We start from the raw sequence: 18,978 nt of genomic DNA on the forward strand, positions 1-18,978 counted from the left end.
TTTGGTATTTGTAGTCATTACGAATATAAGCATATAAACGCTACAGCAGGCTGCGAAATTTTTATAGTTTTTTTGCTTCGTTCCAAAAAATGTCCATTTCGGCAAGGCTCATATCCTGAAGCTGCTTGCCATGTTCTTTGGCTTTTAACTCCAGGTATTGAAAACGTTTTATAAATTTTTGGTTTGTTTTCTCAAGCGCGTTCTCGGGGTTAATATTAATAAAACGGGCATAATTAATAAGCGAGAACAACAAGTCGCCAAATTCACCTTCAGCTTTTTCATGGTCGATGGTGGTTTCGTCTTCGGCGTTAAACTCATTTTTAAATTCCTGCATTTCCTCTTCCACTTTGGCCCATACCTGGTTTTTCTCCTCCCAGTCAAAACCCACGCCCCGGGCTTTTTCCTGTATGCGGGAGGCTTTTACCAATGCGGGCAAAGATGATGGTACACCGCCCAAAACAGACTTATTACCCTCTTTCAGCTTAATTTGCTCCCAGTTACGTTTTACGTCTTCTTCATTCTGTACCTCAACATCGCCATAAATATGCGGATGCCGGTTTATCAGTTTGTCGCAAACCCCGTTTAATACATCTGTGATGTCGAAATCATTAGTTTCCGACGCTATTTTAGAATAGAAAACAAGGTGCAGCATAATATCGCCCAGTTCTTTTTTAATTTCCTGCATGTCATCGCCCAAAATAGCATCGCTCAGCTCGTAGGTTTCTTCAATAGTCAGGTGCCTGAGGCTTTCAAGTGTTTGCTTTTTATCCCAGGGGCAATTGGCCCGCAGGTCGTCCATTATAATAAGCAGGCGTTGAAAAGCAATAGTTGCGGTAGGTGCAGTTTCGGGGGCTTTTAAAGGCATAATATGGTGCGGTATTTTTTGCAAAGGTATGATAACATCTTTAATGCAAACTTATCCCGGTATTAATTTAAAGGTAATATTAATTAACTTTATTGGCCAACTCATAACTGTAAAACCATGATCAAGAAAATCTACCTGCCTTTATTTTTTTTAATGCTGATAATTGACTGCTGCCAGGCGCAGCAATTAATGCAAACCACGCCGCAAAACAGTACACTTGAACAGCCGCAGCCATTTTTATTTACTATTAATACTTTAAACCCATCTGGCCGTAACTGGAGCGTAAATTATTCGGGCGGTTATGGCGAGCACACGGTTACACCATTGGGCTTTGATGGTGTTGACCAAAATATATCTGCAAAGGGCTATTTAGGGTCAAAATTTACGTTTTTGGCCACTTTAGGTACCGGTTTTAGCAACAATGGAAGCGTACATACTTTGGAGCAGGCCGAATTGCTGCGCGATTTTATAGGTGGTAACCAGCCCATGGGTTTCCGTATAGGAGCAGGCCTGGGTTTCAGGCATGAGTTTAATAATGATAACGTGGCATTTAGCCGGATAACCGCCGCTTATGATGTTATGCGGTGGAAGATAGGGGCCAACGTACGGTTAGAAAGAGCTTTCGCTACCAACCGCGATGGTCTTGATATTGTTACAAGCGTTGGTGTACACAGACACATTACCGGCCGGTTTTTTGGAGGTTTTGAGGCAGTAGGGCAGGATTTGGAAGGTTTTTGGGAAACCGATGAGGCCGAAGGCGGAGCCCGGTTACTGGTAGGCCCATCTATAAACTATGCACCAACAAATTCGCGTTTTGCGTTTACCCTTTGCGGAGGGCCTATTATATATGCAACAAGGAGCGCCAACACCCAGGGCCAGTTTGCTGCTTACCGCGAGCTGCCGGCTAATAATGGTTTTACCCTGAAATTTAACGTCGGTTTCCGGTTTATGTAAGCTGGTAGTGTTGTGTCATCGATAAAGTTACGGATAGTCTTTAGCCCAAAGTCTTAAGTCCCAGGTCAAAAGAAATCAACTTTGGACTTACGACTTAGTACTGTTGACTTAACAGCAGTACTTTAAAGTTTTATTGCCCGTAGCATTTCGCGCTTGCCCGCGGCGCCTGGTACTTTTTGTATGCTAAAACCAAGCGCTTTAAGCATCCGTTTAAGGTTGCCGGTTATGGCGTAGGTAACAAATACACCGCCGGGCTTTACAAAGCCCTCAACATGGCTAATGGCTTGTTGTTCCCACATTTCGGGCTGGCGGGATGCTGCAAATGCATCAAAATAAACAATGTCATATTGCCGGCCTGATTGAAAATCCAACAATTTGCAGTTGGCTATTTGTAGCAGGCAATTGTTGTTAATGTTTACGGAGCCAGCCAAAGCCCCCGGATAATGTTTTAAGTACGACGCCCACAACTCGGCAGGGATATAATCGTTATAACCGGTTTGCCCCATCATCTGGGCTGCAAGCGGGTATGCTTCAATGCCGGTATAGTTAAGGTTGATGTGGTTAATTGTGCAAGCATCTGCGCTCAACAAAAAATTGAGCCCCGTGCCAAAACCAACTTCTAAGATGCTTACTTCCTTTGTATTATTTTGATCAAGGAAATAGTTAAGTCCTGCGTTTACAAATACATGCAGACTTTCCTGCAGCGCCCCGTTGCGCGAATGGTAAAGCTCACCTACTTCGGCGTTGTAAATGGTTTTTGAACCATCGGCGGTTGTAACTATTTTTAGTTCATGGTTCATGGTTGATAGTTGGGTTCATAGTTCACAGATCATAGTTCATGGTTTGACGGTTTGGTAATCAATTGGGCAACAACTTATCTTGTTAACGGCGCTGCGTTCGCCATGAACAATGATCTATGAACCATGAACATTTTTAGCAAACTCCGTCACAACTTCGCCCAGGTCATAAACAGGCACTTCGCTTATGGTGCCTGCTATAATACTTGTTGCGGCAGCCGAGCGGTAACCCGCCGCGCAGTGCACAACAATTGGCTTATCTGCAGGTATTTCATCAATACGTTCCCGCAGTTCGGGAAGAGGGATATTGATGGCATGTTTAAATATTTTACCCTCATTTACTTCGTTGGTATTCCTGACATCTATGATGGTATAGTTTTCGGGCCGGGCCTTAAAATCTTTAAGATCCAGATCGGGGAGGTTTTCAATAATGTTTTGGGGCGATAGCTGTATAGCCATGATGTTGCTTTCATAACCTATTTTGGCAGCTTTTTTTACCAATAAATCGGCAGTATCGTCATCTTCTGCAACAAGGTAAAATTTTTCGTCGGGCTGCAGTATCGAGCCTAACCAGGTTTCAAACTTGTCGCCATCCTGCAGGTTGATAGCGCCCGGAATGTGGCCGGCACTGAAAAGCGTTTTAGGCCGACTATCTATAATGGCGATTTTTTCCTGCAATTGAATATCGGCCTCAAATTTTACGATGTTATCAATACTTTGTTGAAATTTAGCAGCACCGGCTTTATTCAATTCTACATCATAACCAAAGTATTTTGGTATAAATGGCTGGTCGGCCATGAGGGTTTTGATGAAGGTTGCCTCGTCCATCAGTTGCAAGGCGTAATTTTCCTGTATTTCGCGGCCGATAGTACTTTGCAGGTTGGGGCTCATATTTTTGCCACAAAGTGAGCCCGGGCCATGCGCCGGATAAACTATAACGTTTTTGGGCAGGGTCATGAGCTTGTGGCGGGTGCTCAGATACATTTGTTTGGCCAGTTCTTCTTTTTTGGCAGTAATGTTGCCCACATTTTCGCGCAGATCGGGGCGGCCAACATCACCCACAAATAGGGTATCACCGGTAAAAACGGCTGTTTCTTTACCTTCTTCGTCTACCAGCAAAATACAAATAGAATCGGGGGAGTGGCCGGGGGTATTGATGGCTTTTAGCTTCACATCATTCAACTGGATAACATCGCCATCGTCGAAGGTTTCATGGGGGTAGGTGGCGCCGGTAAGCTTGCTGCAATAAATAACGGCATCAGTAACCTGGTGAATTTCAAGGTGCGAACTCACAAAATCGGCATGGGGGTGGGTTTCAATAACGCCCACTATATCGGCATTGTGCTGGGCTGCAAGGGAATAATATGGCAGAGGATCGCGCGCCGGATCAATAAGGATCATTTTGCCTGTGCGAATAACGGCGTACGATGCATGCGCCAAACCTTTGTCGTAGAACTGCTGGATAATCATAACAGCCGCAAAGATAACTGTTTGGCGGGGATGTTTTAAGGCCGAAATGTTTGGAGGCTGTAAAGTTTGGAGCACTTGAACATTCCCTTTGACAAGCGAAATACAGGACTAAAAATACCCCGATTAAAGGTTTAATAAAAATTATAAAACGTATAAGAAAGACTGTCATTTAAACCCCAGCCAATATTTTTTGAATCGAGCAATAGCTGGAAAGCCCGTTCTTCAAACTGGTCAAGTAAATCCTCTTTTTTGAGGAGTTTTAAAGCGCTTGCATAGGTACTGGAAAGGCTGTTATAAAAAGTCTCGTCTATGTCGCCATAGTCGTTTGTGAATTGAATGCCTGTTTGCACGTAAAAAAGCATCAACGCTGCCAAAAGCGCCGCAGAGGCCTCCAGTTTTTTAAATTCGCTAATGTATTGTTTACCCTGTTTTAAGTTATAGCCGAAACCTCGCTTCGGATAAAAGGTCTCATATACTTTGGCCTGGTATTTTTCAAATAAGCCATCTTCATCCGGCTTGAAATAAAAGTCGAGATATTCTTTTACCTGTTTGTTTTTTTTATATAAGTCGGCTAATATTTCAATCAGCGCCTTTTTGTCGAGTTTAGTAAGGTCGTTTTTGAGGGCCATTATCAATTTTTTTTATGCGGAATAATATACTTTAAATACAAACATAGTAAAGTGCTTCAATTGGGAATGCCATGGTACTTGTAAAACATGGAAATCGTTTTTAAAAGTTGATCCTGAAGAAGTTAGTTCCTAAGGAGCAAAAAGTTAACTGTTTTACAAACAGTGAGCCTCTCCGAGGCAGCTTAAAATTATATAATCATTTACAGGTTAGCGATTTGCTAATGAAAGTTGAAAAGTGATTTTCCTGGCTTGTAAAGTTTAATGTGCCGCGTTGTGCGAAGGAACATCTCAAAAGCTCATCAGTTTGAATTTAAAATTCTGCCCTTTTGAATATTATATTCGTTTTCTGTGATTGCGCCGCTATCTAACAACTGCTTATACTTTTGCAATTCATCTGCAGGCGATTGATTGGGGAAGCCGTAAAATGGTTTTTCATCTATTCGCCTGGTGCAATAAACAATTATTACACCGAATATGCTAAGAAACAGGCCCAATAGCAGCCCGCCGACTGAGCCGATTGTTCTTTTTGAACCTGCGTTGTATCCCCAGATAGCAGGTATAAACCACATGCCACCAAAGGCAATAATAATTAAAATGATTTCAGGTGCGCCGATTCCCATATTGTAATCAGGTTTTAAGGTGAAAAGGTTATTTATTAAGCGATCAAGGTATAAAATAGTTTAATGATTTAGCTTGTAAAGCGTAAAAATATTTGTTAAGAAAGTGTTTTCCGCAGCTGCTATATCCTGTTACCGTACACTTGCTACTAAACCAGCTACCAAATAGCCGTTCTGGCCTCCGGTTTTTTGTACATTTTATCGCCGGGCTTAATCTTAAATGCTTTGTACCATGCATCGATGTTGGGTAGGGTGGCGTTAACGCGGTGTTTATCTGGCGAGTGTGGGTCTGTAAGAATGCGTTGGGCCGTGGCCTCGGGACGTTGCAAACTACGCCATACCTGCGCCCATGACAGGAAGAAACGCTGATCGGGTGTAAACCCGTCTATCGTATTGGTCGATTGGCCTTGTTTTGTTTTCGAAAAGGCCTCGTAAGCTATACTTAAACCACCCAAATCGGCAATATTTTCGCCAAGGGTTAGCTTACCGTTTACATGCAGGGTATCCAACACAGTGAGTTGGTTATATTGCACTACCAACTGGTTGGCGCGTACTTTAAACTTGTCGGCATCGCTTTTTGTCCACCAATCGCGCAGGTTACCCTGGCCATCGTACTGGCTGCCCTTATCGTCAAATCCGTGGGTGATTTCGTGACCTATTATGCAGCCTATACCACCATAGTTTACAGCGTCATCTGCCTTTAAATCAAAAAAAGGAAATTGCAATATGCCTGCCGGGAAAACAATCTCGTTGTTGATTTCAGAGTAATAGGCGTTTGCGGTTTGCGGAGTTATTCCCCAGCGGCTTTTATCAGCCGGCTTACCCAGGCGGCTGATCTCAAAACGGTAGCGCCATGCCGATATATTACGTAGGTTGCCTACATAGCTGCCGCGTTTAATCATTAAGCCGTCGTATGTTTCCCATTTATCGGGGTATCCTATTTTTACGGTAAGGGCATTCAATTTCATTAACGCGTATTCTCTTGTTTCGGGGCTCATCCAATCCAGTCGCTTAATACGGTCGCTCAGTGACGTTTTCAGGTTGTTTACGAGTTCTGCCATGCGCTTTTTAGCCTGTGGCGTAAAATACTTTTGTACATACAATTGCCCTAATAACTCGCCCATGCCACTGTCAACAAATTTGCTCACGCGTTCGCTGCGCGGAGGTAGTTCCGTTTCACCTGTTAATACGCTGTTATAAGCAAAAGTCGCTTTTACAAAAGGCGAGCTTAGTTGTGCTGCAGTCCCCCTAATCATGTTCCACTTTAAAAAAACCTTCCAGCTTTCAACCGGCGCCGCCGCCAATAAAGAATCGACAGTTTTAAAAAACGAAGGCTGGCCTACCAGAATACTATCCTGTTCGGGGATATTCAAACTATGCAAAAGTTTTACCCAGTTTAAATGCGGGGTAACTTTGTTAAAATCGGCAACCCGAAATTTATTGTAAATAACATATGGGTCGCGCATGGTTACACGGCTAAGCTGTGCTTTTGCCAATATGCTTTCGAGGTTATATACTGTTGTTGCATTCCTGCCTGCTTCGTCCGGGTTGCTACCGGTTAGTGTAAATAGGGTCGCAATAAGCGTCTTTAACGCACCCTGTACTTTTTTTGATCGGGTGTCATTTTTTAAATAGTAGCCCCTGTCGGGTAGCGAAATGCCGCCCTGGCCAAGGTTAATAATATATTTTGATGTGTTTTTATTATCCTGGTCAATCCCCAACCTGAAAAGTTCGGGGGTGCCGTTAATACGTTCAAAAACCAGTTCGTTAATAAGATCGTCGAAACTGTTGATTTTGTCAATGCGCTCCAGATCGGGTATAATGGGCGAATAACCTAGTTTTTCAATAGTAACGCTATCCATGCCGCCGGCGTAAAAGTCGCCAACACGTTGTATGAGACTGCCTGCAGGTGCGGTTGCCGCTTGCCGGCTTGCCGATTCCAATAACCCCAAAAGTCTTTGAGTATTTTGCTGGCGCAGGATGGCAAAACTACCCCAACGTTCTATTTTGGTGGGTATTGGGTTGTTTTTTATCCAGTTGCCGTTGCTGTATTCAAAAAAATCATCGCCAGGTTTAATGGCAGTATCCATATTAGGCGGGTCGATGAACTTTTTTCTTACGGTACTTTGGTGTTTGTGTTTTGGTGGTGTTGCTTTTATATTTACCTGTGCATTTGCCGATAACGATAAGGCGCATATCAGTATAAACCACCAAAGTTTTAACATCATAATTTATTACTTAAAAAATAAAGGTAATAAATTACAGCAAAATGAAAAAAAACGTAAATTTACCAAACCGGTTCAAAATAAACCGGCATATTCCTCTGGCATTTTATCAATACTTTTAATCTGGATATCCTTAAAATAAACTTCGGCGGCTTCGCTTTGCAGCTGGAGTTTGCCTTTTGTTAGGGGTTTACTCTCGTTACCGTCCTGGTAGCCCAAATTTGACAGGGCATTTACAACATGGCCGTTTACAATGTAAACACTTTTATCGCCATAACAAATCAACTCCATCGTATTCCATTCACCTTTGGATTTTTCAAAGTTTTGGCGGCGCTGGCAAAATCCCTGATTAGGTGCGCCTACGCCCATGTAAACCCTGTCCGCATTTTTATCAAACACGTAATTGGGCACGCCGTCAGGCTTGCTGGCCCTCACGGTGGCATGGGCGGTGCCCACGTTCCAGTAGTCGCCAATGCCGCCTTCCATCACCTGGAACTCTTGTGATAACATCCAGGAATGAAAATAATCTGCGCCACACTCGCCCTGTGAATGGTATAACAAGCCCGAATCCATAGGTTCGTTTAAACGTGGTTCCCATTTCTTGGTGCCGAATTTGATTTTCAACCGGAGGCGATAATTCTGAAACTCCTGTTTGGTATAAATACAGCCATATATTTCGCCGGTAATATGCAGTACAGGTTCGCCATTCTGCATCTCGATTGAAAATAAATTGCCTTCATTTTTATCATAACCAATAGGTGGCAGCGTTTTCCCATCGACACCTTTCGGTGCTTCGCCTTTGTATGGATAGGTTAACCGGTAGCTTTGGTAAATGGTCCATTTGCTCATCTTTTTATCCATCAGCTTAACCCAGCCGTTATCAGGGTTAAAAGAAGTAAGGCCGGCCAAAACCAGGCAGCCAAGCGCAAGTGCTAAAGTTTTTTTCATAGTGGTGAGAAACTATAAGTTTAAGAAATTCAAATCAATTCGCAATCGATTGTAATTGCGTACTAATGTAAACAATCGGCATTGCAGAAATACTGCGAATGCTAAAAAACGATCAGGAAATGTTTAAATGTTATTGAAAAAGGACATGATTGCGGGAACATAAAACCGGAGACGCTGTACCATCACATGTCGGCGAAGACTCACCCTGTCGAGGCTACGCCCGACATCCCTCTCTTCTGCTGCGCAGGAAAGAGGGGTTTGAATATCGAGTAGGCCCCAAAAGGTCATTAGTCATTTACGGCCAAATTTAATTGGTAGCCCTTGTTTTAAAAATTGACTAATGACAGCGAAGCGAAATGACTAATGACAAGCGCAGCGACAATGACCAACTCATTTCTTCACCCACTCCTTTTGTTCTTGGGGAGTAAAAAATGTCCAGGCCATAATGCGACTGGCCTTTTGGCCTTGCGACATATTGATGGTTTGTACCTCAACTGCGCCTGCTTTTTGCAGGGCGTTATATAAAATACGCAGGTTCTCTTTTTTTGATACCAGGGTGGTAAACCACAGGCATTGTTTGGCAACGCGGGTACTTTGGGTAGCCATTTGCTTTAAAAACGCGGCCTCGCCGCCGGGATACCATAATTCCATATTCTGGCCGCCAAAGTTCAATACGGGTTCTTCCCTGCCTGTTTTCAGACCCAGGTTATTCCATTTACGCTTGGAGCCCTCGGCTGCTTCTTTGATAGAGGCGTGGAAGGGCGGATTACATAATGTAAGATCAAACAGCTCGCCCGGTTTTATAGCGAATGTAAAAATATCTGCTTTGTGTTTTTGCAGGCGCAGTTCAATAGCGGCTTTTAATTCCTTACTCTGGTCTATTATTTTTTGTGCCGATGCCAGGGCTTCCTCATCAATATCAACCCCGATAAAGCTCCAGCCATATTCCTGGTGACCTATGATAGGATAAACACAATTGGCGCCTACACCAATATCAAGTACGCGCACTTTTTTTCCTTTACGCACCACGCCATCATTTGCGGTGGCTAACAAATCGGCAGCGTAATGAATATAATCGGCCCGGCCCGGTATAGGCGGGCACAGATATCCTTCGGGGATGTCCCAGTACTCAACCCGGTAATGATGTTTAAGCAAAGCCCTGTTAAGCAGTTTGACAGCTTCGGGATCAGAGAAATTGATGGTTTCGTTCTCGTACTTATTTACCGTAACAAAGGCACGTAACTTAGGCATCGCCTTTATAAGCGCTTTAAAATCATATCCCATACGGTGCGCATTGCGCGGGTGCATGGTTTCTTTTACTTCGGGCTTATCTGGTGTTGGTTCTGACAAAATATTTATTTTAGTGTTCTATTAATTGCTTTAAGCTTTCCGCCTTCGGCTTTAAGCTTACTATCCTACAATACTGCCCAAATCGGCGGGCGAGTAATTGATCGATTTCAAGGTTTTATTATCGGCGGTGCGGTAAACCAAAAACAGGCCGTCAATTTCTTTATAGTGCGATTCGGTACCGGCAGTATTGCGGTAATGCTCAATAGTTTGGTTGGCTTCTTCAATAGTTTTGCAGGCTTTGCTCATATTGGAGCGGTGCACTTCGTCAAACAATTCTTTAAACTTTCCGGCAAGGCCAAACTCCAGTACAGCGCCCGATAGCACGTATTGTAAATCGCAAAGCGCATCGGCTATTTCAACAAGGTTATTATCGTTCACGGCTTCCTGTAGTTCTTTCAGCTCTTCGGCCAAAAGTTCAATACGCAGCTGGCAGCGCTCTTTTGAAGGGATTTGCGGATTTGCTACAATGGGATGTTTAAAGGTGCTATGAAATTCGGCAACCTGGTTAAGCGAGTTTAAATCTTTGATCATTTTGTTGAGGAAGCATCTAAGCCCGCTAAGTTATGAATAACCTGATCGCTTTCAAAAAGTCACGTTTTAAAAAGACGGTTCGTCCATTAAAACATATTTATTTGAATAATGTTGATGTTTTGCTTTTAATATTACAATAACACCGTTTTTGGCGCAGTTAAAAACCTTATAATTAGTCCAATGACAATTATTTGCTATAACATTTACTTAACATATCATAACGTTGTTAACATAAACATAATATTAAAATAGCATTTAGTTAACGTACCTTTGTGCCGAATTTAAAATTCTTGAGTCAACCTGAATTTTTTTCCATCCCCAACATATGAAAGATAAAAAAGAAAAATCCGCAGCCAAAGAAGCCCATAAGGCCCTTAAAAAACAATTAAATGATAAATTTACTGTTCAGCTAAAAACCATCGTGAGCGAATTTGAGCCCGATTTAAAAAGCCTGACCAAAGCAATTGAAAAGGCTTCAAAAAATTTAGCCAAAGCAATTGCTGCAAAAATAAGCGATAAAAAGGACGCGCCAGCCGCACCTGCAAAAAAAATAAAAGGAATTGTTGTTGAAGTTAAAGCGCCCACTTTACCAATAGTTAAGGAGGCCGCGGCCCAGGCACCTGTTGCTAAAGTTGCCAAAACAGCCACCAAAACGGTCGCTCCTAAGCCCGTAGCTAACAAAAAGGAAAGTGAACCTGCAAAATAAACCTGTAAATACGACGGTTATTTTTGCCGTAGTCAGGTGCCTTTTATTCATAGATGGTAAATTTATTAACTTGATTAACAAATAGTTAAATTAAATTTAACTATTGTAAGTTAAAATAAAAAATGTAAATTGTCGGTTGCGATAACTGATAATTTACATTGATTAAACCAGACTCATTAGCATCAAAAGCGCATAGCGTTTGTGGTGCCCAATGCGGCAGAGTGCAGCATGCGGCAATTGCCAAAGCGGGGCTTTACCAACAGGTAAAGGATTTTTTTTCTGGGATATTTGACACCAGCAACTGGCCCGCCCGATGGCATTGTGGCACATGGAGCGAATTTCATGGCTGGCTGTACATTTTTTCTGATTTGTTAATAGCGGTATCTTATTTTGCAATACCACTATTGCTTATCATCCTGCTCACCAAACGAAAGGATGTTCCCTTTCCAAAAATACTTTGGTTATTTGTGGTATTTATTGTTTTATGTGGCATTACACATTTAATAGACGCCGGCATTTTTTGGTGGCCTGCATATCGCCTGAGCGCGCTGTTAAGGTTATTCACCGGTATTGTATCGGTAACAACAGTATATACGCTATACCGGGTTATGCCAACTGTACTTTCGCTACGTTCGGTTAACGAGTTGCAAAAAGAAATAAATGAGCGTAAAATTGCCGAAGAAAAGCTGGCAGCCAGCGAATTCCTGTTGCTGGAAGCCGGCCGGATGGGCAAATTTGGCGGATGGGAAATGGATTTGCTTACTAATAAAGTAACCTGGTCAAAAACTATTTTTGATATCCATGAACTGCCCTATGATTATGACCCCACTTTTTATGATTTCAGCCGGTTTTACTCCGAACCGTATTTGACGACAATGACCCAGGCATTAAACGAGTGCCGGGATACAGGCACGGGTTATGACCTGGAAGTGCAGCTGATAACTGCCAAAAACAACCGGGTCTGGGTGCGTGCCCGTGGCGAAATGTTGTATGATGAGCATAGCCAGCCCGCCAAGTTAAGAGGCGTATTTATGGACATTGATAAATACAAGCTCAATGAGCTGTCGTTAAACAAAACCGTAGAAATGGTTACCAAAAACAACCAGCAGCTCAAAAATTTTACGCACATCCTGTCCCATAACATCCGTAACCATGCCAGCAATATCTCGCTGGTTTCGTCATTAATTGATGAAAGCACATTGGATGAAGAGAATGCCGAACTGTTTCAAAAAATCAAAAAGATTTCTGAAGGCTTGAATACTACTCTTGAAGACTTATCATACGCCATTAAAATTAAAGATGAAATTATAGAGGCCGAACGACTAAGCTTTAAGGAAATAACTGGCAAAATTTTGGGAATTATCGGATCGGACGTAGCTGCAAACCACGCGGTAATTACGCAGCAATTTGAGGTTGAAGAGGTTACTTTTCCCAAAATTTACCTCGAAAGCATCCTGATGAACCTGTTAAATAATGCAATAAAATACCGTAAGCCAACCGTCGAGCCAAGGGTGTTATTAAAAACATACAGGGACGAAAACGGGAACACCGTTTTAGAATGTACCGATAACGGTATTGGCATTGATTTGAAACTACACGAAAAAAAGATTTTTGGTTTATACAAAACTTTTCATGACCGCAAAGACTCGCATGGGGTTGGTTTGTTTTTAACCAAAACTCAGATCGACTCGCAAGGCGGACAAATAACCGTAAAAAGCAAACCTAACAGTGGCAGCACATTTAAAATAACTTTTAATGAAAAAAATTAATACCCTTTGTGTGATAGATGATGATGATATCTACACTTTTACCATCAAACGCATTATCGCCAAAGCAGAAGTTGCCGAAAAAACTATTTTTTTTCATAACGGCCGGGTTGCAATAGATTTTATTTGTAATTGCATGGAAGTCATTGCCAATTTGCCCGACATGATTTTGCTTGACCTGAACATGCCTGTGCTTGACGGTTGGCAGTTTTTGGACGAATTTATAAAACTGGTACCCCGCCTTGGAAAAAAAATACTGATTTACATTGTAAGCTCGTCAATTGATGAAGACGACTTTAAACGCGCCAAAGAAATGGAACTGGTATCTGACTTTATTGTAAAGCCCCTTAACGCAATCGATCTCAGGAATATTGTAGATCAGTGGGTATAAATCGAAAAGCCGAAGGCAAAAAACTTAAAGTTGGATGTTAAAAGGCCAATTTGGTATGTACCATGGCTTTTCGTCGCACATAATCCTTAGCTTCGCTGTTGATTTGTGTTGATACCTATGTTTACTTTTAACGCATTTTACAACATCCTCCGGGAGCGCCTGCATTACATATATCTTTTGTATGCTGTGCCGCTGGTGATTACTATAGCCATGATAACCCCGGCTTTTCAAAGCCCTGACGAGCCGAATCATTTTGCACGCGCCGAACAGGTTTCAAGGCTTGAATTGGTGCCCGAATTTGTGTATGACAAGGCACACCCAGTTACCGCAGCCGATTCTATATCCAAGGACCCAACTTTGGTTTATCCCGATAGGGGAGGCTTCAGGGTTGATAAAGGCATTTACCAACTCGATGGTATTTACAAACCACTTGCCCGGCACGATAGTATAAAATTGGCAACGTTAAAAATAGGCAGCGCTAAAAAAATAAGATGGCATACAGGTACCATCTATTTCAATTTTGGCAACACGGCCATTTATCCGCCTGTTGTTTATTTAATGCAGGCGCTGGGTATTTCGGTGGGTAAACTGCTTCATTTAAGCATCCTTAATACATTATACCTTTCCCGGATATTAAATGGTTTACTATGTGTGGCGCTATGTTTTTTTGCCTTGATGCTGGCCAAACAGAGTAATATTTTACTATTCATCGTGTTACTTTTCCCGATGACGGTATCGTTATTTGCTTCGGTAAGCCAGGATGCTGTTTTGATTAGCTGTTGTTTTTTGCTCGTTGGCTTTATAGACGATTTCTCTTTTGGCGATAAAAAACATCAGCCCCAATGGAAACTGTATGCCATGGTTATCCTGGTATCTATCATCGGCATTGCCAAACCGCCTTATATTATCTTCGCCTTTTTGTTCCTGTTTTTAAAACTTACCCCAAAGCAAAAGGCCGTCGGTATTATTACACCTTTTGCTGTGTTGGTGCTTTGGCTCATGGTCAATCATGGCAGTTTTATGATTAAATTCGCGCCTGCCGAAATGCGGCTCAACTCAAAATTACAGGTATTGTATATTTTGCACCATCCTTTCAGGTTTATAGGCATGTTCTTCAACTTTGATAAAATCGCATTACAAAACACAGCTGATATGTTTGTAGGCATACTGGCCTGGCTTGATGTGCCGTTACCCGATATTTATTACCGCAATGCGTACATCTGCCTTGTTTTAGGGATCATCATCAGCCTTGGTTTTAAAGGCAGCGCCAGGCTCAGGATAGCTTTGCTGGTTTGCAGTATCATTACCATCGTCGCGGTTATATCTGCCCAATATATAACCTGGACTGCCCTCGAATCTCCAACCCTCGGCGGCATGCAGGGCAGGTACCTCATTCCCATTTTTCCGCTTATTGCGTTGGCTTTATGTGGCTATTCGTTAAATAACCGCTTCGCGGGTTTAAAAGCAGTTGTGTTATGTATTGTCTCATTATTCCCGGCATATTCGGCCATCATCATGATACAGGTTATCAGCAGCAGGTATTATTAACCCCATATGCTCCACAGCCGCTATTAGGCGATGCCTGCGGCCGGGCTCATACACCTGCAGGCTTTGTGTGTGGCGAGGGTATCCGCTGCTATCCATAACGCATTTTGTCTGAATCAAAATTTTCAGAATTAAAGAATGAACAGAATTTGCCTGACTTGCATACCATTTTCTCCATGAACTATGAACCATGAACCAACGGCCCGATGAACTTTTTCTAAAACAATTTCACATTTAATATCATTTTAATATCTGCTATCAGTTTAGTAACCTTGTATACATCTTTTTTATAGCTTAAATGGCTTTAAAACACAGTTCTGCATTGCCCCCGGAAATGTTAAGGGTTTTTGAGACCTTGCCTCAACCGTACCTTATACTTTCGCCCGAGCTTTATATGCTCACGGCCAGCAATGTTTATTTGCAGCTTACAAATAAAACCCGGGTCGAAATTGAAGAACAGTATCTTTTTGATGTATTCCCCAAAATGCCCGATTGGTCGTCAGAAGAGGGGGGGATTGCTTTTTCGCTTAATAAAGTTTTAGAAACCCTGCAGCCGCACCAGTTGCCTGTTACGCGGTTTGATATACCGGATCGTGATGATCCGCAACAATTGGTTGAGCGCTATTGGGAAACGTCGCATACACCCGTGTTTGATGCTGAGGGCGAGATTTGCTATATTATTCATCATACCGAAGATGTTACCAAACGCGTACTGGCCGAACGTGCTTTAAAAAATAGCCTGTATAAAGAAACCCAGGCAGCCGCGACAGCCGAAAGATTAGGCAAACAAATAGAAAAACTTTTTGCCGAGATTCCCGCCCAGATAGCGATAGTGACCGGTCCTGATATGGTTTACGAGTTTATAAACCCACGCTACAAAACCGACCTTTTTCCAAACCGGGAGGTTTTAGGCAAGCCTTTGCTATATGCCCTGCCCGAAGTAGCCGGCCAGCCTATATTGGATATTTTGCAGCATGTATACAAAACAGGCGAGACCGTTGCCGGCAACGAGATTAATATTCCATTGGCCGATGAAGTAGGCGGCCCTGTTAAAGATCATTATTTTAACTATGTATACCAGGCTATCCGCAATGACGATGGCGATATAATATCTGTTTTAAGCTTTAAATATGATATAACCGAGCTTGTTTTGGCAAAAAAGCGTTTGGAGCAAAACGAGAAAGAGTTGCTGGCTTTAAATTATGATTTGGCCAATGCTAATGCCGAGGTTCAGGCTACAAACGAGGAGATACAATCGGCGAATGAAGCGCTACACGCTACTAACCAGGAGCTTTTTAGGGCACAAGAAAGTGTGTTAAGGCTTAACGATGCGCTGGAAGAAAGGGTTGAACAGCGTAACATTGAACTATTTAACGCCCAGGCCGAGGCTGCAAGGGAACGCGACAGGCTAAAACGTTTTTTTATGCAGGTACCAACCGGCATTTGTGTGCTTGACGGTCCCGAAATGATATTTGAGTTGGTAAACCCGGCCTATCAGCAACTTTTTCCTGGCAGGGATTTATTAGGTAAGCCTATCATGGAGGCACTCCCGGAGTTGGATGGTACCCCCATCATCGATATATTAAAAAGGGTTTACTACACTGGTAATACCTTTGAAGGAAAAGAACTTTTAGTGCCGCTTGCACGCAGGGTGGGCGGCACCATTGAAGACCGGTATTTTAATTTTATTTACCAGGCCCGGTATGATGGTGATGGTGTAGTAGACGGCATTTTGGTTTTTGCTTTTGAGCTGACCGAAACGGTACTTACCCGCCAAAAAGAAAAGGAAAATGAGCAGCGTTTCCGTTTTTTGCTTAACGCCATGCCGCAACAGGTTTGGACAGCCCGCCCTGATGGCTCGCTTGATTATGTGAACGAAGTGGTTTGTGACGATTTTGGCCGAAGTATGGACCAGATATTGGGCCGTAGCCTGCAGGAATTTATCCACCCTGATGACAGGCAGCACAGCTCAAAAAAATGGAAGGCGGCCTTGCAAAACGGCAACGAGTTTATGGTCGAGTTTCGCCTTAAGTTTCATAACGGGGAGTATGTTTGGCATTTGGCCCGCGCACTTCCGCTGATCGAGAACGGGCATATCAGGTTATGGCTGGGTACAAATACCAATATCGAAATTCAAAAAAACAACGAGCAAAAGAAAGATGAATTCCTATCTATAGCAAGCCATGAGCTAAAGACACCACTTACCAGTATAAAAGCTTTTAACCAGCTGATGCAACGCACATCAGATATGCACAAGCTTAATGGCTTTATCCAAAAATCGGCCTCGCATGTGTTACGGTTGGAGAAGCTGATTAACGATTTGCTTGATGTAACCCGGATTAACGCAGGTAAAATGGAGTATAATATGGAGCCCTTCAGCTTTCTGGAAATGCTTAAAGATAGCATTGAAAGTATGCAGCAGGCTACTACATCGCACCAGATTATTCTTGAAAAGGCCGACGATGTAATTTATACCGGCGACCGTTTCCGGTTGGAACAGGTGGTAAATAATTTACTCAGTAACGCCGTTAAATACTCGCCGGAAGGCAAAAAAGTATTGGTAAACTGCAGCATACATTCCGATGGCAGCATCATTGTTTCTGTAGAAGATTTTGGCATCGGCATAGAAGAGAAAAACCTGATGCGGTTATTTGACCGATACTACCGGGTTGATAACACTGCTATGCGTTTTGAGGGGCTTGGCCTGGGGCTGTTTATATCGGCCGAGATATTGAAAAGGCACCATGGCAGTTTTTGGATTGAAAGTACCCCGGGTAAAGGCTCAACTTTCTTTTTCAGGCTTATACCTGATACAGCTACCAAAGCCACACCTGTTGCAGATAGCGACACCCATTACCAGGACGATACCATTATTATTAAATATAACCCTAAACATAACCGCCTTGATGTTGATTGGATAGGGTTCCAAAACCTTGAATCGGTACAGCATGGCTGTTTTAAAATGCAAAACATGCTTATCAAAAACAATGTAGGCAAGGTGCTCAATAGCAACATCCATGTTTTGGGCAACTGGTCGGAAGCATCTGATTGGGGTAATACCGAGTGGTTCCCGGATATGGAAAAAGCAGGCTTACGTTATTTTGCCTGGGTGCATTCGCCAAGTGTTTTCAGCCAGCTATCGGCCCGTAAAAGCATATATGCATTAAAAGGCAAATTGGTGATTGAGTTTTTTACCGATGTAAAATCGGCGGAGGAATGGATAGAAAGCGTGTAGTGTTAAGTCATAAGTACTTAGTCGAAAGTTCTGAGTCTGAATTATTTTTTTGACGTAGAACTTAAGACTTTCCACTAAAGACTTTCCTTCAGAGGCTCATATATCCCATCAATTCGTCCTGTAATTGCTTTGCCTGGTTTAGTAATGCTTTATTGGTAATATAGGGATCTATATCAATATCCTGGCCTATCAGGTTCTCTTTAAACACGTCCTTAAACTTTGAATAGGTTAACGAAAAATTCCATTTGTTTTGCAGGTGCCCAAAAACGCGTGTATCCTCTTCGCTCAGCATGTTGTAGTTAACTACAACAAAAGCATCGGGGTCCAACTTTTTAATGCATGCTAAAATATCACTGGTATAGTTAATCCACACTTTTAAATATGCTTCGGCATTTATCCGGTAGAAGGATTGTTTTCTGCGTGCCCGTCTAAAAATTAGCCATACCAACCTTGATAAATATTTACGGCCCAGGTACTTTCTGTCAACCGTTTTAAACTCCCGCCGTAACAATGAACTGGTTACCAACCGATAATCGCGCATAATAACCAAATAACGGGCATCCGGAATAAGTTCTTTATAAACATCAAGGAACATACAGGTTCGGGGATCTTTCCAACCCCATTGGTCGTACAACTGCTGTTTAACCCTTATAATGCTTTTTATTTTCTCTTTCTCATAAATAGAAACAGCGTCAACATATCCGTCTGTTAAGCCGTTCCTGGGCAGGTTATGATTAGTCAGGATCTCCTCATGGATCTTCAAAAACTCTACGTCCTCAAAATGCCCTTCCGCATTTCCCGGGCCCGGCTCAACCATTTTTTCGCCCAGCTGCATGCCGCATTTGGCAAGCCAGTGCGTTATAAGAGAGGTACCGGAGCGGTGCATACCGGTTATAATAAGCGTTCGTTTTTGCATAACGTGCGGTGGCGCTAATAGCTGTTATCTTAC

The 18,978-nt window shown here is 42.7% G+C and carries 16 protein-coding genes; 6 read left to right on the top strand and 10 right to left on the bottom strand.

The window, feature by feature from the left end:
• Positions 1-61: 61 nt before the first annotated feature.
• Positions 62-865, bottom strand: coding sequence for a nucleoside triphosphate pyrophosphohydrolase (gene mazG / locus BMX56_RS26925; RefSeq protein ID WP_090652817.1), 804 nt, complete (start codon positions 863-865; stop codon positions 62-64).
• Between the two features lie 117 nt (positions 866-982).
• Here mazG and BMX56_RS26930 point away from each other — a divergent pair, with 117 nt between their 5' ends.
• Entirely contained in the window at positions 983-1,819 is an 837-nt protein-coding gene (locus BMX56_RS26930) for a hypothetical protein (protein WP_090652818.1), read from the top strand.
• 122 nt (positions 1,820-1,941) lie between these two features.
• On the opposite strand, the gene mnmD is transcribed toward BMX56_RS26930, so the two are convergent.
• The 8 genes from mnmD to BMX56_RS26970 form a co-directional block, all read right to left on the bottom strand.
• Positions 1,942-2,619 carry a tRNA (5-methylaminomethyl-2-thiouridine)(34)-methyltransferase MnmC2 gene (gene mnmD, locus BMX56_RS26935; protein ID WP_090652819.1) on the bottom strand — a complete coding sequence of 226 codons (678 nt, stop codon included), beginning with the start codon at positions 2,617-2,619 and terminating at the stop codon, positions 1,942-1,944.
• Between the two features lie 114 nt (positions 2,620-2,733).
• Entirely contained in the window at positions 2,734-4,086 is a 1,353-nt protein-coding gene (locus BMX56_RS26940; protein ID WP_090652871.1) for an MBL fold metallo-hydrolase, read from the bottom strand.
• Between the two features lie 131 nt (positions 4,087-4,217).
• Positions 4,218-4,715: a DUF6155 family protein gene (locus BMX56_RS26945; RefSeq protein ID WP_090652820.1), complete on the bottom strand. Its 498-nt coding sequence runs from the start codon at positions 4,713-4,715 to the stop codon at positions 4,218-4,220.
• A 299-nt stretch (positions 4,716-5,014) separates the two neighbouring features.
• Positions 5,015-5,335, bottom strand: coding sequence for an SHOCT domain-containing protein (locus BMX56_RS26950; RefSeq protein WP_090652821.1), 321 nt, complete (start codon positions 5,333-5,335; stop codon positions 5,015-5,017).
• Positions 5,336-5,490: 155 nt separating this feature from the next.
• On the bottom strand, positions 5,491-7,560 hold the full coding sequence (locus BMX56_RS26955) for a M13 family metallopeptidase (RefSeq protein WP_218152496.1): 2,070 nt from the start codon (positions 7,558-7,560) through the stop codon (positions 5,491-5,493).
• 72 nt (positions 7,561-7,632) lie between these two features.
• On the bottom strand, positions 7,633-8,505 hold the full coding sequence (locus tag BMX56_RS26960) for a 3-keto-disaccharide hydrolase (protein WP_090652823.1): 873 nt from the start codon (positions 8,503-8,505) through the stop codon (positions 7,633-7,635).
• Between the two features lie 390 nt (positions 8,506-8,895).
• The gene (rlmF, locus tag BMX56_RS26965; protein ID WP_090652824.1) at positions 8,896-9,855 is read right to left on the bottom strand and encodes a 23S rRNA (adenine(1618)-N(6))-methyltransferase RlmF; all 960 of its coding nucleotides are present in this window, start codon (positions 9,853-9,855) and stop codon (positions 8,896-8,898) included.
• Between the two features lie 60 nt (positions 9,856-9,915).
• Positions 9,916-10,386 (bottom strand): nucleoside triphosphate pyrophosphohydrolase family protein, encoded by a 471-nt coding sequence (locus tag BMX56_RS26970; RefSeq protein ID WP_255369932.1) that lies wholly within the window; start codon positions 10,384-10,386, stop codon positions 9,916-9,918.
• A 325-nt stretch (positions 10,387-10,711) separates the two neighbouring features.
• Between BMX56_RS26970 and BMX56_RS26975 the strand changes: the two genes are divergently transcribed.
• The 5 genes from BMX56_RS26975 to BMX56_RS26995 all read left to right on the top strand — a co-directional run bounded on the left by BMX56_RS26975 (position 10,712) and on the right by BMX56_RS26995 (position 18,029).
• A complete protein-coding gene (locus BMX56_RS26975; protein WP_090652825.1) occupies positions 10,712-11,092 on the top strand; it encodes a hypothetical protein in 381 nt (126 codons plus the stop codon).
• Between the two features lie 158 nt (positions 11,093-11,250).
• Entirely contained in the window at positions 11,251-12,861 is a 1,611-nt protein-coding gene (locus BMX56_RS26980; protein ID WP_143065542.1) for a sensor histidine kinase, read from the top strand.
• Complete coding sequence (locus tag BMX56_RS26985) at positions 12,848-13,249, top strand: response regulator (RefSeq protein WP_090652827.1); 402 nt, start codon at positions 12,848-12,850, stop codon at positions 13,247-13,249. The genes BMX56_RS26980 and BMX56_RS26985 overlap by 14 nt, the downstream gene beginning before the upstream one ends.
• Before the next feature lie 117 nt (positions 13,250-13,366).
• Positions 13,367-14,797, top strand: coding sequence for a DUF2142 domain-containing protein (locus tag BMX56_RS26990; RefSeq protein ID WP_090652828.1), 1,431 nt, complete (start codon positions 13,367-13,369; stop codon positions 14,795-14,797).
• A gap of 295 nt (positions 14,798-15,092) precedes the next feature.
• Positions 15,093-18,029, top strand: a complete 2,937-nt coding sequence (locus BMX56_RS26995) for a PAS domain-containing protein (protein WP_090652829.1) — start codon at positions 15,093-15,095, stop codon at positions 18,027-18,029.
• Positions 18,030-18,117: 88 nt separating this feature from the next.
• On the opposite strand, the gene BMX56_RS27000 is transcribed toward BMX56_RS26995, so the two are convergent.
• Positions 18,118-18,945, bottom strand: coding sequence for a sulfotransferase (locus BMX56_RS27000; RefSeq protein WP_090652830.1), 828 nt, complete (start codon positions 18,943-18,945; stop codon positions 18,118-18,120).
• Positions 18,946-18,978 lie beyond the last annotated feature (33 nt).

It is taken from the genome of Mucilaginibacter sp. OK283, from assembly GCF_900110415.1.
Taxonomy (GTDB): domain Bacteria; phylum Bacteroidota; class Bacteroidia; order Sphingobacteriales; family Sphingobacteriaceae; genus Mucilaginibacter.